Origin of the sequence: Clostridium sp. SM-530-WT-3G (assembly GCF_012843905.1) — a bacterium.
Taxonomy (GTDB): domain Bacteria; phylum Bacillota; class Clostridia; order Clostridiales; family Clostridiaceae; genus Clostridium.
In genome coordinates, this window is sequence record NZ_JABAGC010000003.1 from 93,168 (window position 1) to 108,076 (window position 14,909).

Consider the following 14,909-nt stretch of genomic DNA (forward strand, 5'->3'; position numbering starts at 1 on the left):
TTAAGTGAAAAGTTATGTATTATAATTTAAATTTAGCTACTGAATCTGAAAGTTTTAATGCTGTTTTAGAAGCTTCATTAGATGTTTTTGAAATAATAGAACCTTTATTAGTTAAGTCAGACATATTTTCAGAAAGATGTGCAGATGAGTCGGAAACGCTTGAAACAACATCTGATAAAGCTGAAATTGTAGTAGTCATTTCATTAATTGATTTAAATGTAAAGTTTGAAGCTTCAGTAAATTTATCAACCATTTCTTTAACTGAATGTCCAGAATTTTTATATTCTTCTGAAATATCTATTAATGAATCATAATCCTTTAGTATATCAGTATCAAATAAAGTTAATAACTCACTAGAGAATTTAGTAAGGTCATTAACAGCAGTTAATACATCACCTAAGTCAGCTTGTATGCTATTTACAGCAGATGAACATTCTTCTGCAAGATTTTTAACTTCTTCAGCTACCACAGCAAAGCCTTTTCCATGTTCTCCAGCTCTGGCAGCTTCTATAGCTGCATTTAAAGAAAGAAGACTTGTTTGTTCTGCAATGCTTAAGATTAAATTAGACATTTGAGTTATATTATCTATAGTTTTTACTTTTTCTATAGATTCTTTTAAGTTTTTACTACATGAATCATATAAATTAATTATATTATTTTTAGAAGTTATAGCATTTTCATAGATTTCTGAAGAATGATTTTCTATATTTTGTGCTAAAGCTAAACCTTCTGATGCAGCATTTACTGAATGAGTTGTATTACCAATTACCTCTTCAGAAGCAGCATTAAGTTCTAATAATGCCGCAGATGATTCTTGCATACTTGTAGATATACTTTCTATTGAATTTGCTGATTCATTTATTTGCACAAATATATCTTGAATCATTTCATAAATATTAGCATTGTTTTCAGCAATAATATTACTATTATCGCTTACTTCTTCAACAGTTGATTTAAGTACAGAAACTGAATTGTTCAATGAATCTATAACTTTAGCAAATTCATCATTTCCTGAATATTCAGATTTATAAGAAAGATTACATTCTGAAAGTTCAGAAGACATTTTTGTAATTGGATCAAGCTTATTAGAAATCCATCTTCTAATATATAGTGAAGCAATTATTCCCATAAGTAAAGTAAATAGTGAAATAATAATTTGGGAAAGTAATGTTTTATTATTACTTTCTAAAAGTTCATCTTCAGGCATTACAAGGAATAATGACCATGGTGTAGATTCAATTGGCATATAGCTTACAATCATTTGTTGGTTATTTACAGTAAGAGTTTCAACACCAGTTTCTTCTGATTGGATTTTTTGTATAATAGGTTTTAAACCACTTAAGCCTGAATATTCATTTGGTAAATCATTCAACCAAACATTATTATAAACAACACTCATATCTTTATGTGCCACAAAGTTTCCATTTTTATTTGCTATAAAGGCATATCCATTATCACCAATATTTATATTTTGAATTATAGAATTTATATTATATAAATTCACAACACCACATATATTAGCAATTACTTTTCCAGTTGAATCTTTGATTGGTGCTGTTAAAGTAACTATTGATAAATGGTTAGAGCTATCAACGAAAGGTTCTGTTATTACTTTTTTATCACCTGTTATACTTTTAAAAAAATCTTCTTTAGATTGATCTTTTATTGTGTTATTTTCAGCATAGTATGCCATACCATTTGTATCCATTATGAATATATGCTTAAATTCCCATATCTCAGCCTGCTTAACTAACTCTGGATATTGAATATCCCAGTTCATTGATTGAATTGTATCTAAGTTAGATATAAATTCAAGCTGCTTGAATTTGATATCAAATTCCTTTGAAACTAAACTAGAACTTTCGACTATTCTTGAAGATAAATTACTTTTTGTTGTTTCCAAAAGTGACTTTTTTGATTTAAAAAAAGAAAATGTTGATAATAAGACCGTAACTAATAAAATTAGTGATGTGAAAATTATTAGCATCTTATTACCTACACTTGATGTTGTAATATTAAATCTTTTTTTCATACTTCCTCCCATGCGTACTTAAATTTAAATTATTATGGATATATATTCGAATAAAAATTAAAAAACTTTATATAAAAAGAAAAAATGATTATTATAGAAAAAAATGTTTTTGGGGAGAATAGTAATTATAATTAATAAAATTATGAATTAATCATTTTAATTGAATAATTTCCAGCTAATAGTTGAAAGGGAGGAAGGGAATATTTTTATATATATTATTTATAACAAAATAGTACCCAATCATCTTTATATAAAGACGATTGGGTACTACATTTTATTTAATATAGGATATATTATAAGTTAAATTTGCCTACTGAATCTAAAAGCTTTGAGGCAGTTTCAGAAGCTTCATTAGACGTTTTTGAAATAACAGAACCTTTATGGTTTATATCAGACATATTTTCAGAAAGCTGTATTGATGAGTCAGCAACGCTTGAAATAACTTCTGATAAAGTTGAAATTGTAGTAGTCATTTCATTAATTGATTTAAATGTAAAGTTTGAAGCTTCAGTAAATTTATCAACCATTTCCTTAACTGAGTGTCCAGAATTTTTATACTCAGCTGAAATATTTATTAATGAGTCATAATCTTTTAATATATCAGTATCAAATATAGTTAATAATTCACTAGAGAATTTAGTAAGGTCATTAACAGCAGTTAATACACCACTTAAATCAGCTTGTATACTGTTTACAGCAGATGAACATTCTTCTGCAAGCTTTTTAACTTCTTCTGCTACTACAGCAAAGCCTTTTCCATGTTCACCAGCTCTAGCAGCTTCTATAGCAGCATTTAAAGCAAGAAGACTTGTTTGTTCTGCTATATTTAAAATTAAATTTGACATTTGAGTTATGTTATCTATAGTTTTAACTTTTTCTATAGATTCTTTTAAATTTGTACTACATGAATTATATAACTTTAATACATTGTTTTTAGAAGATATAGCATTATCATAGATTTCTGAAGAATGCTTTTCTATATTTTCTGCTAAAGTTAAACCTTCTGATGCAGCGTTTACTGAATGAGTTGTATTGCCAATTACCTCTTCAGAAGCAGCATTAAGTTCTAATAATGCAGCAGATGATTCTTCCATACTTGCAGAGATGCTTTCTATTGAATTAGCTGATTCATTTATTTGTGTAAATATATCTTGAATCATTTCATCAATGCGAACATTGTTTTCTGTAAGAATAGTGCTATCATTACTTACTTCGGTAACAGTTGATTTAAGTATAGATATTGAATTATTTAATGAATCTATAGCTTGAGCAAATTCATCATCTCCAGAAGATTCACATGTATAAGATAAATTACATTCTGAAAGTTCAGAAGACATCTTTGCAATTTCATTAATCTTATTAGAAATCCAATTTCTTATATATATAGAGCATATTATACCTGCTGCTACAGCAAATATTGAAATAATAATTTGGAACATTAATGTTCTATTGCTGATAACTAAAAGCTCTTTCTCAGGTATAGCAAGGAATAATGACCATGGTGTAGATTCAATTGGAACATAGCTTATAATCATTTTTTCATTATTTACAGTAAGGGTATCAATCCCAGTTTCTTTTGAATCAACTTTTTGCATAATAGGCTTTAAGCCATTTAAACCTGAATACTCATTTGATAAATCATTTAAGCAGACATTGTTATAAACAATACTCATATCTTTATGTGCTACAAAGTTTCCATTTTTATTTGCTATAAATGCATAACCATTCTTACCAACATTTGTATTTTGTATAGTAGAATTAATTTTATTTAAATCTATAACTCCACAAATGTTTGCAAAAACATTACCATTTGCATCTTTCATTGGAGCCGTAATAGTAGTTATAGATAATTTTCTAGAACCATCTACATAAGGCTCAGTTAATACTCTTTTATCGCCAGAAACCATTTCGAAGAATGGTTCTTTAGACTGATCTCTTATAGTATTATCTTCAGCATAGTAAGATATACCATTAGTATCCATTATAAATATATGAAGAAATCCCCAATACTCAGCTTGTTTAAGCAATTCAGGATATTGAATATCCCAATTCATAGATTGTATAGTATCTAAGGTTGCAATATAATCAAGCTGATGAATTTTATTATTTATTTCTTCTGATAATAATTTAGAACTCTCAACTATTCTTGATGAAAGGCTTTCCTTAGATAAATCTAAAAAACCATTTTTAGATTTAAAGAAAGAAAATGTTGATAGAAATATCGTTACTAATAGTATAAGTAATGTAAATATTGTTAGTATTTTATTACCTACACTGGATAGAAACGGTGTGCTTGATTTTGTGTTTTTAATTATTTTACTCATAAACCCTCCTAATAATTATTAGTATATAATTATAATTTCGGAAATAAAAAGAAAAACTTTACAGGGGAAAAGTAGAAGAAATAAATAAAAATTCAAAAAAATGTATAATTATTATGATATAATTTGATTATTAATTTGCTATTGAGGAGATGAACTTAATGAAAAAAATAGGTTTTATAGGTACTGGGGTAATGGGGCAATCTATGGTTAGAAATTTAATGAAAAAGAGATATGAAGTATCTGTATATAATCGTACAAGGTCAAAAGCTGATGAAGTAGTAAAAGAAGGTGCTTTATGGTGTGATGATATAAGATCATGTGCCACAGGAAAGGATTTTGTTATTACCATAGTTGGATATCCTAAGGATGTTAGAGAAGTATACTTTGGTGAAAATGGAATACTTAATAGTGCTGATAAAGGATGTATTTTAATGGATATGACTACTACAAGTCCTAAATTAGCAGTTGAAATTTATGAAGAAGCAAAGAAAAGAGGTATATATGCAATAGATGCACCAGTTTCAGGTGGAGATGTAGGAGCTAAAAATGGTACTTTATCTATTATGGTAGGTGGAGATAAGGAAATATTTGATGAATGTCATGATGTATTAAAATGTATGGGAACAACAATAATATATGAAGGTAAAGCAGGGAATGGACAACATACTAAAATGGCTAATCAAATAGCCATAGCAGGTGCAGTTTCAGGAGTATGTGAAGCAATTACATATGCAAGGGGGGCTGGGCTTGATGTACAAACTATGCTTAATAGTATAAGTGAAGGTGCAGCTGGAAGTTGGCAGATGTCTAATATGGCTCCAAGAATGCTTAAAGGGGATTTTGACCCAGGATTTTATATAAAGCACTTTATTAAAGATATGAAGATTGCAAAAGAAGAAGCAGAAGATGAAAATATAGAATTGAAAGTATTAAATACAGTTCTTAAAATGTATGAAGCATTAGAAGAAAATCATATGGGGGATTTAGGAACTCAAGGACTTATTAAATATTATGAAAAATAGTTAGTTGTTTTTTGAGGATTTTTCTTGTCATAGTTTTTACTTATGTTGAATAGTAATAGATTAGAAATATTTGTTTTATTCATATATTTAAATTGGATTTATATTGTTTTCTATGTTAATTAAGTATAAAAAACTGATTATAATGCAATATTAAATAAGGTAAGTATAAATTATGAGGTGAGGTATATACATGAAAAGAATATTTTTTGGTGGTGGATGCTTCTGGGGAATAGAGAAATACTTTTCTATGATTAAAGGTGTGGAAAAGACTGAAGTTGGATATGCAAATGGTAATATTAAGAATCCAACATATGAGGATGTATGTGGAGATGATACTGAATTTGTAGAAGTATGTATGGTTAACTATAATTCAAAAGAAATAAGCCTTGATAAACTTCTAGATAAATTTTGGGAAGTGATAGATCCAACTCTAGTAAACAGACAGGGGAATGATATCGGAACACAGTATAGAACAGGAATTTATTATGAAGATAAAGAAGATTTAAGTACAATAATATTGAGCAAGAGAAAAGTAGAAACTTTTTATAAAAATAGAGTAGTAACAGAAGTAAAACATTTAGAAAATTATTATCCTGCAGAAGAGGAACATCAAAAATATCTGGAGAAGAACCCAAATGGATACTGTCATATTAAATTTTAATAATGATTAATAAAGAAGACTTATTTATTCAAGTCTTCTTTTATTTTTAATGTGCTAAATGATATTGTCAGAATGACAGAAAATATTTTTTAAATCTATAGTACACACATATTTAATAAAATGTTATTGAAATAATAAGTATACACTGTCATATACAATTATCAATTGAATTATAATTGTTTTCTGATATAATAAATCATAGTAATTCTATAAGGATAATATAATTATAAATTTTAAGCATTTTTTGAAATTTAATCAATTTTATAATTATAAGTTCTCCATTAGATAAATAGATTATTATATTTAGAGTAATTATATTTAATATGGATAAAATATAAAATGATATATAATTTTTTGAAAACATACTAAGATTATTCTAGATGAATTTCATATATAAGGGAGAGTTTGCAAATTGGAAGTTTATTTTGATAATAGTGCAACAACAAAAATGAGCGAAGAAGCTATAGAAGCAGTTGCTTCAGGAATGAGAGAATTCTTTGGGAATCCATCATCACTTCATAATTTAGGCCTTAAAAGTGAAAAGAAATTAAGAGAATGCAGAGAAATATTAGCAAAGACTATAAATGCTTCAGAAAATGAAATATATTTTAATGCAGGTGGTACTGAAGGAAATAACCTTATACTTAAGGGGATATTAAAGCCAGGATCACACTATATTACAACACCTTTTGAACATGCATCTGTTTTAAATACAACAAAGAGACTTGAGGAAAATGGTGTAAAGGTTACATATTTAAAGCTTGATGAAAATGGCAGAATTGATTTAGAACACTTAAAAGAATCAATAACAAAAGATACTGTACTTGTATCTGTAATGCACGTAAACAATGAAATTGGTGTAATTCAAGATATAGAAAAGATTGGACATATAATAAAGGAAAACAGTAATAGAGCAAAATTCCATGTTGATGGAGTTCAAAGCTATACAAAAATTCCTATAGATGTACAGAAGATGAATATAGATTTTCTTACTGTAAGTGGTCATAAGTTCCATGGACCAAAGGGATGTGGTTTTGTTTATGTTAGAAAAAATAATAATTTAGTACCATTAATTGAAGGTGGTTCGCAGGAATTTGGACTTAGAGCAGGGACTCAGAATATAGGTTGTATAATGGGACTTACTAAAGCTGCAGAAATATCATGTGGTAATATGGAAGAGAATTTTGAAAAAGTAAAAGAAATAAAGGCAAGGTTTATAGAAGAGTTACAATCTATAGATAATGTAAGAATAAACAGTCCTTTAAGTGATGAATTCTTACCATACATATTAAGCGTATCTTTTAGAGGAATACGTGGAGAAGTTCTACTTCACTTCTTAGAGGAAAGTGGAATTTATGTATCAACAGGTTCAGCATGTTCTTCTAAAGAAAGAGTAAGAATTGGAGGAAGCTATGTTCTTAAGGCTTTAGGGCTTAACAATGATGAAATAGGCGGAGGCATAAGATTTTCTTTTTCCGATGATAATACTTTAGAAGAAGTTGATTATACAATAGATGTTTTAAACAAAGGATTAAAATTTTTAAGGAGGCTGAAGAAATAATGAAAGAACTTATTTTAGTTAAATATGCACCAGAAATATTTTTAAAAGGATTAAATAAAGGTAAATTTGAAAGAAGATTAAGAGATAATATAGGTAAAAAGCTTGAAGGAATAAAAGCAGAATTTATTCATGACAGTGGAAGATATTTTATAAAGACTGATGAAATAGACGAAAGCATAAAAAGAATAAGCAAGGTATTTGGAGTTCTTGAAGTATGCCGTGTTAAAGAGGTTGAAATAGATCTTGATGAAATAGAAAAAGCAGCACTTTCAAAAGTAAATGAATTTGAAGGAAAGAAAGAAACATTTAAGATTGTAACAAACAGAGCAAACAAGAAGTTTGAATTAAACTCTATGGAAGTTTCAAGAAAAGTAGGAGGATATGTATTATCAAACTATGAAGGTGAAATCATTGTTGATGTTAAGAATCCTGATGTATTAATAAATGTTGAAATAAGAAACAACTATGCATATGTATGGTCAAATAATGATATAACAAAAGCAGTTGCAGGACTTCCATATGGAATGAACGGAAGTACAATGCTTATGCTTTCAGGTGGTATAGATTCACCAGTAGCAGGATATTTAATGGCTAAAAGAGGTGTTGAATTAAACTGTGTATATTATCACAGCCACCCATATACATCAGAACGTGCTAAGGATAAGGTAAAAGAGTTAGCTAAAATATTATCTCAATATACTGAAAAGATAAATCTATATATAGTTCCATTTACAGATATACAAATGGAAATAATAGAAAAGTGTAGAGAAGATGAACTTACAATAATAATGAGAAGATTCATGATGAGAGTAGCATGTGCTTTAGCAGATAAGTATAATATAGATTCAGTAACTACTGGTGAAAGTATAGGCCAAGTAGCAAGTCAAACTATGGATGGACTTATAGTAAGTGATGACTGTGCAGACAGACCAGCATTCAGACCACTTATAGCTATGGATAAAACAGATATTATGGATATAGCAAGAGAAATAGGAACATATGAAACTTCAATACTTCCTTATGAAGACTGCTGTACAATATTCGTACCAAAACATCCTAAAACAAATCCTAAGGTTGAACCAATTAGAAAGCAAGAAGAAAAGCTTGATGTTAATGGTCTTGTTGAAAAAGCAATTGAAAATATGGAAATAGTAACATTTTAATTAGTTGCACAATATATAAATAAAAAACTTTTCGCAACAATCTGCGAAAAGTTTTTTATTTGTAGTAATTAATCTAAATGATTTTAAACTGAATGTTTTAACATAATTGTTATTATATACGATTATATTTTATTTCATCATATGTAAATAAACATACTGCAAAGATTAAGATCAATGCTGCAATCCAAATAGATTTTACGCCTATGACAATAGTTAAGTAGGCACCTAAAGCCGCTCCTATTATAAAGCATAGTATTATAGTGAAATATCTTATGCTTTTTTTAGCCTCTTCTTTATTATTTGTTGCAAGAGCACGATATGCAGCATCACATGCACTTCTTAAATTACCAGTGCACATTGTAGTGTTGTATGCTGAATTTGCTAACTTTCTGAATGTGCACATTTGTACTGATGATACAAATGAAATAGCTGTAGTTACAAATATATTTGCAACTGTAGAGGGAACAAAACCTACAATAATAAGAACAATAATTTCTATTATAAGAATAATTATTTCATGTCCTCTTACAAAGGCAATACTAGGTGGTCTATAGCTTGTAATTTTTGAATATAAAAATGCTCCTATCATAAACGCAAGTATGGGAAGAAATGCCATGAATGCTCTATGCATATCTCTAGTAGCAAGTCCTATTGCTAACAAAACCATATTACCAGTTTCAGCATTTGCAAATACGCCTCCTCTGCATATGAAGGTGTAAGCATCTAAAAATCCTCCTACAGCAGCTAGGAATACCCCTAGTCTTAAAGATTCAGAAGTAATTGTATGAGTACTAGTGCTGCAATTGCTTGTTGAAATATTTTTATTATGTAATTCTTCTGTAATCAAAACAAATAACTCCTTATATAAATTTTTTAAATCAAAGTATAATTTATTATAGCACTTATTTTATTGTTTTTGTATTCTGACACAATAATACCAAAACATCTTGAAAATATTGACAAAAGTATTAAAATAATATATTATAATAAAAAAATACTTTAGTGAGTTAAAGCGGTATAACAGTAAATCGTGAAAAGCAATAAGTAATAAGTATGAGGCGGTGTAATAATGCATAAAAAGAATGTACTACCAGAAGGTACAAGGGATTTAATATTAGATGAATGTGTGGTTAAAAGAGCTATCGAAAGAGATATAGATAGTATGTTTGAAGCATGGGGGTATAAAGAAGTAATAACACCAACAGTTGAATTTTATGAAACATTTAATAATAATTTTCAGACTTTAAATGAAGAGGATATGTACAAGTTTTTTGATAATAGGGGAAGGATACTTGTATTAAGACCTGATATGACAATTCCAATAGCAAGAGTTGTACAGACAAAGCTTAGAGATGCAGAATTTCCTTTGAAGCTTAGATATATTTCTAATGTTTTCAGAGTTCATAAAAGTTTTGGAGGCAAAAGAAATGAATTTACTGATTGTGGAATAGAACTTGTAGGCCTTGAAGATAAAAAAGCTGATTTAGAAATATTAGTACTGGCACTTGAAGCCTTAAAAAAATTAGAACTTGATGATTTTAAATTAGAAATAGGAAATATAGGATTTCTAAAAGAGATTTTAAATGATCTTAATATTACAAAAGAGCAGAAAGAAACTATTGCACAGTTTATTGAAGATAAGAATTTAAAGAGTCTTGAAGACTATTTAAGCGAACTTAATATTGATGAGGATTATAAGGTTTTCTTAAATAAGCTTCCATGGATGTTTGGGGATAAGTCCATATTAAACGATGCAAAGAAGCTTGCATTTAATGAAAATATTTTATCAAATATAAAATATCTTGAAACATTATATTATGAGTTAGAAAAGCTTGGTTATGGGGATAATGTTACTTTTGATTTAGGTATGGCACCAAGGCTTAATTATTATACAGGAATTATTTTTAGAGGATATGGAGAAGGTCTAGGAAATACTCTTTTAAGAGGAGGAAGATATGATAATCTTATTCAATCGAAGGATGGAAATTATATTCCTTCAATAGGTTTTTCAATAGATATAAATTCAGTAATTCCTATTGTAAATAAAAAGAAAAACTTTAACACAAAGACATGTAAAATTTATTATAACGAAAAGGATAAAATAAAGGCAATAAGAGAAAGCATGAATATTAGAAATCAAGGATATGTAGTTGAACTATTTCCAGAAGATGATATTGATGAAATGAAAATAGTCAAGAATGATTAGTTTTAGTAGAAATAATAATCAGAAATGGGGTAAAGGTTAATGAGCATAAGCATAGCGTTAACAAAAGGAAGATTAGAGGAAAACACAGTTGAAATCTTAGAAAAAGCAGGTTATGATCCATCAGAACTTAAAAATAAGGGGCGTAAATTAGTATTTAAAGATAAAAGTGAGGAAATAAGATATTTTTTAGTTAAAGCAGCAGATTCTATTACTTATGTGGAACATGGAGTTGCAGATATTGGAGTAGTAGGAAAAGACACAATTATGGAAAGTGAGCATAAGTGTTATGAAGTCCTTGATCTTAATGTTGGTAAATGTGGATTTATAGTTGCTTCATTACCTGAAAATGATATTTTTAAAAAAGTCGGTCATATAAAAATAGGAAGTAAGTATCCAAAGGTAGCTAAGGAATATTTTAAAAAGAAAAATATGGATGTTGAAGTGATTAAAATTGAAGGGTCAGTTGAACTAGCACCTATTCTGGGTCTTTGTGATGGTATAGTTGATATTATGGAAACAGGTACTACACTTAAGGAAAATGGACTTGTTGTCTTAGATAGAATTTGTGATATAAGTGCAAGATTAATAGTAAATAAAGCTAGTTTTAAAATGAAGCAGAATGAAATTGGGGAATTTATAAGAAGAATTAAAGAAGTTATTAATAATTGACAAATTTTTGAAGAATATTGATAATGATAAGTAAAGGAAAATATTTGTTTTTTATTAAAAAAACAAGTTGAAAATTAATATAATGTTTATTTAGAGTTACAGTAGTAAAGAATTTGGGGTGTTTTTTATGTATAAATTATTAGTTTGTTATTTGGATTTGATGTTCAAATGAGAGCATGTTCATGTACTTTAGTTGATTATTTTTCTTTAAATATTAATTTTACAGGTGTGTATCTTTTTGATTTAAATAAATTATGAAAATGATAAATATTAGATAATTGGGGGGCTTAAAATGTTAGAGTTAATTGAAATTAATGAAAGCAATAAGCAGAAATTAATTAATGCTTTAAATGAACGAATGAGTGAAGCAGATGAAAAGATTTCTAAAAGTGTAGGTGAAATCTTAACAAAAGTTAAAAATGAAGGGGATAAAGCCTTAGCTGAATTTACAGAAAAGTTTGATAAAGTCAGTCTAGAATCTTTTGAAGTATCTGATGCTGATTTAAATGAATGTTTTGAAAAAGTAGAAGAGAAATTTATAAATGCTTTAAAGGAAGCAAAGGAAAATATTGAAGAATATCATAAGAAGCAGAAAGCTAATGGATATATAATAACTAAGGAAAATGGTGTTTATTTAGGGCAGAGAGTTATCCCGCTTGAAAGAGTAGGAGTATATGTTCCAGGTGGAACAGCTGCATATCCATCATCTGTACTTATGAATATAATACCTGCAAAAGTTGCTGGAGTTGATGAAATAGTTATGGTTACACCTCCAGATAAAAATGGAGGAATAAATCCATATATAGGTGTTGCTGCGAAAATAGCAGGAGTAGATAAAATATATAAAGTTGGTGGAGCACAGGCTGTTGCAGCTTTAGCTTATGGAACAGAAACAATCAAGAAGGTAGATAAAATTGTTGGGCCAGGTAATATCTTTGTAGCTACAGCTAAGAAGATGGTATTTGGACAAGTTGATATAGATATGATTGCAGGTCCAAGTGAAATACTTGTAGTTGCTGATGAAAAGTCTAATCCAGTGCATGTTGCAGCAGATTTAATGTCACAAGCTGAACACGATAAGATTGCAAGTGCAATACTTGTAACTACATCAAAAGAACTTTATGAAAAAGTTGAAGTTGAATTAGACAGGCAGGCTAAGCTCCTTGAGAGAGAAGAAATTATAAGAGAATCATTAAAGAATTTTGGAAAAGCTATAATCTGTGAAACTATTGAAGAATGTATAGATATATCAAATACTATTGCTCCAGAGCATTTAGAGTTAATGGTTGATGAGCCTATGGAATATTTAGGGCAAGTTAGAAATGCAGGATCAGTATTTTTAGGAAGATATACACCAGAACCAATAGGAGATTACTTTGGAGGAACAAACCATGTACTTCCTACAAGTGGTACAGCAAGATTCTTTTCGCCACTTTCTGTAGATAGTTTTATTAAAAAATCATCTTTCATTTACTATTCCAAAGAAGCTATAAATACAAATGGCAGCAAGATTGTTGTAATGGCAGAAAAAGAAGGATTAACAGCACATGCTAATTCTATCAAAGTGAGGATGGAAAATGAGCGTATATAATGAGTATATTAATTCTTCTGCCAAGAATATTATTAAACTTAATAGTAATGAAGTATTTATGGAAATAGATGAAAAGATTAAGATGAAGATAAAGACTGCATTGAATACAATGGAGTTTAACAGATATCCTTATAATGATATGAGTGAAATAAAGAAGCTATATGCCAAATATGCAAAGACAAAACCAGAAAATATTATTGTAGGTAATGGCTCAGATGAAGTACTTGAAATTATTATTGGAGAAATAGTGACTGGTGATAAAAAAGTTTTAACTTTAGGACCTGATTTTATAATGTATGATTTCTTTACAAATAGATTTAAGGGGAATCTAATAAAGTATGATATTGGTAGAGATTTGAAATTTAATGTAGATGAGTTTATAGAGTTAGGTAAGAAAGAAGAGGTAGATTTAATACTTTTCTCAAATCCTAACAATCCAACAGGTATTGCAGTTAGTAAAAAAGAAATAATTAAGATTTTAAAAGAATTTAGTGATAGGACAGTAATAATAGACGAAGCTTATTACGAGTTCAATGGTGAATCTGTAGTTTCATGTATAAATGAATATAAAAATCTTATTGTTACAAGGACTTTATCTAAAGCATGGGGATTAGCTGCACTTAGAATGGGCTTTTTAATTGCAAATGAAGATAGAATAAAATTATTGAGGGATCATAAGGTGCCATATACAATAAGCAGCTTTTCTAAACTTGCTGCTGAAATAGTATTAAAGTATCCAGATAAACCTGTAGAAAATGCAAAAATAATTAGGGAGCAGAGAGATTATTTATATGAAGAATTAAAAAATATACAAAAGGAAGCAGCTCTTCATATAGAATTTTTTGAATCAAAATCTAATTATATATATGGAAGAACAAAGCATAAAGAAATATTGCTGAAAGGTTTAGAACACAGCAATATATGCATAAGAAATTTTGAAGGTAACGCCTTCAGAATAACAGTTGGATCACCAAGACAAAATAAAAAGCTAATAGAATCACTAAAAAAAATATTTAGTGTTAGTTATTTATAATAAGATTAATAATTGGGGGCGGCTATGAATAAGAGAGTTTCAGAAAAATTAAGAAAAACTAATGAAACAAGTATAGAACTTTCTATTAATTTAGATGGAAGTGGAAAAAGTGAAATAAACACAGGCATTGGTTTTTTTGACCATATGCTTGACTTGTTTGCATTTCATAGTAGATGTGATTTGAAAGTCAATGCAGAAGGAGACTTAAATGTATGTGACCATCACACTATAGAAGATATAGGAATAACACTGGGGCAGGCATTTAAGGAAGCAATAGGAGATAAGAAAGGCATAAATAGATACGGAACTTTTTATGTACCTATGGATGAAACTCTTGCACTTGTATCATTAGATATAAGCAATAGACCTTTTGTGGTGTTTGAATGCGAATTTAAAAGAGAAAAAGTTGGAGAAATGGCTACAGAAATGGTAGTGGAATTCTTCAGAGCATTTGCATTCAATGCAGGAATCACATTGCATTTAAAAGTTTTATATGGTGAAAATGACCATCATAAAATAGAAGCATTATTTAAAGCATTTGGACGAGCACTTAAAGAAGCTAAATTTGTAAGTGATGAAAATGGACTGCCATCAACTAAAGGCAAACTTTAAACTGAAAAAAACTGTGAACTGCTAACTGTTACATG

At 28.6% G+C, this 14,909-nt stretch carries 12 protein-coding genes; 9 read left to right on the top strand and 3 right to left on the bottom strand.

Features of this window, described 5'->3' with window-relative positions:
- Window positions 1-19: 19 nt before the first annotated feature.
- Both HF850_RS02250 and HF850_RS02255 read right to left on the bottom strand, forming a co-directional pair.
- Window positions 20-2,032 (bottom strand): methyl-accepting chemotaxis protein, encoded by a 2,013-nt coding sequence (locus HF850_RS02250; protein ID WP_169103859.1) that lies wholly within the window; start codon window positions 2,030-2,032, stop codon window positions 20-22.
- A gap of 293 nt (window positions 2,033-2,325) precedes the next feature.
- Window positions 2,326-4,356, bottom strand: a complete 2,031-nt coding sequence (locus HF850_RS02255; protein ID WP_169103860.1) for a methyl-accepting chemotaxis protein — start codon at window positions 4,354-4,356, stop codon at window positions 2,326-2,328.
- Between the two features lie 158 nt (window positions 4,357-4,514).
- On the opposite strand from HF850_RS02255, the gene HF850_RS02260 reads away from it, so the two are divergent.
- From HF850_RS02260 to thiI, 4 genes are all read left to right on the top strand, one after another.
- Window positions 4,515-5,378, top strand: coding sequence for an NAD(P)-dependent oxidoreductase (locus tag HF850_RS02260; protein ID WP_169103861.1), 864 nt, complete (start codon window positions 4,515-4,517; stop codon window positions 5,376-5,378).
- Between the two features lie 190 nt (window positions 5,379-5,568).
- On the top strand, window positions 5,569-6,039 hold the full coding sequence (gene msrA / locus HF850_RS02265; protein ID WP_169103862.1) for a peptide-methionine (S)-S-oxide reductase MsrA: 471 nt from the start codon (window positions 5,569-5,571) through the stop codon (window positions 6,037-6,039).
- Between the two features lie 412 nt (window positions 6,040-6,451).
- Entirely contained in the window at window positions 6,452-7,600 is a 1,149-nt protein-coding gene (locus HF850_RS02270) for a cysteine desulfurase family protein (protein ID WP_169103863.1), read from the top strand.
- Window positions 7,600-8,763 (top strand): tRNA uracil 4-sulfurtransferase ThiI, encoded by a 1,164-nt coding sequence (gene thiI, locus HF850_RS02275; RefSeq protein WP_169103864.1) that lies wholly within the window; start codon window positions 7,600-7,602, stop codon window positions 8,761-8,763. The genes HF850_RS02270 and thiI overlap by 1 nt, the downstream gene beginning before the upstream one ends.
- Window positions 8,764-8,875: 112 nt before the next feature.
- Here the strand turns inward: thiI and HF850_RS02280 are convergent, their stop codons facing one another.
- Window positions 8,876-9,610 (bottom strand): YoaK family protein, encoded by a 735-nt coding sequence (locus HF850_RS02280; RefSeq protein ID WP_169103865.1) that lies wholly within the window; start codon window positions 9,608-9,610, stop codon window positions 8,876-8,878.
- Window positions 9,611-9,832: 222 nt separating this feature from the next.
- Between HF850_RS02280 and hisZ the strand changes: the two genes are divergently transcribed.
- The 5 genes from hisZ (at window position 9,833) to hisB (ending at window position 14,874) form a co-directional block, all read left to right on the top strand.
- Window positions 9,833-10,969: an ATP phosphoribosyltransferase regulatory subunit gene (gene hisZ, locus HF850_RS02285; protein WP_169103866.1), complete on the top strand. Its 1,137-nt coding sequence runs from the start codon at window positions 9,833-9,835 to the stop codon at window positions 10,967-10,969.
- Between the two features lie 39 nt (window positions 10,970-11,008).
- Entirely contained in the window at window positions 11,009-11,638 is a 630-nt protein-coding gene (gene hisG / locus HF850_RS02290; RefSeq protein ID WP_169103867.1) for an ATP phosphoribosyltransferase, read from the top strand.
- A gap of 292 nt (window positions 11,639-11,930) precedes the next feature.
- Window positions 11,931-13,229, top strand: coding sequence for a histidinol dehydrogenase (gene hisD, locus HF850_RS02295; RefSeq protein ID WP_169103868.1), 1,299 nt, complete (start codon window positions 11,931-11,933; stop codon window positions 13,227-13,229).
- Window positions 13,216-14,262 (top strand): aminotransferase class I/II-fold pyridoxal phosphate-dependent enzyme, encoded by a 1,047-nt coding sequence (locus HF850_RS02300; protein WP_169103869.1) that lies wholly within the window; start codon window positions 13,216-13,218, stop codon window positions 14,260-14,262. The genes hisD and HF850_RS02300 overlap by 14 nt, the downstream gene beginning before the upstream one ends.
- Before the next feature lie 24 nt (window positions 14,263-14,286).
- The gene (gene hisB, locus HF850_RS02305) at window positions 14,287-14,874 is read left to right on the top strand and encodes an imidazoleglycerol-phosphate dehydratase HisB (RefSeq protein WP_169103870.1); all 588 of its coding nucleotides are present in this window, start codon (window positions 14,287-14,289) and stop codon (window positions 14,872-14,874) included.
- Window positions 14,875-14,909: the final 35 nt, after the last annotated feature.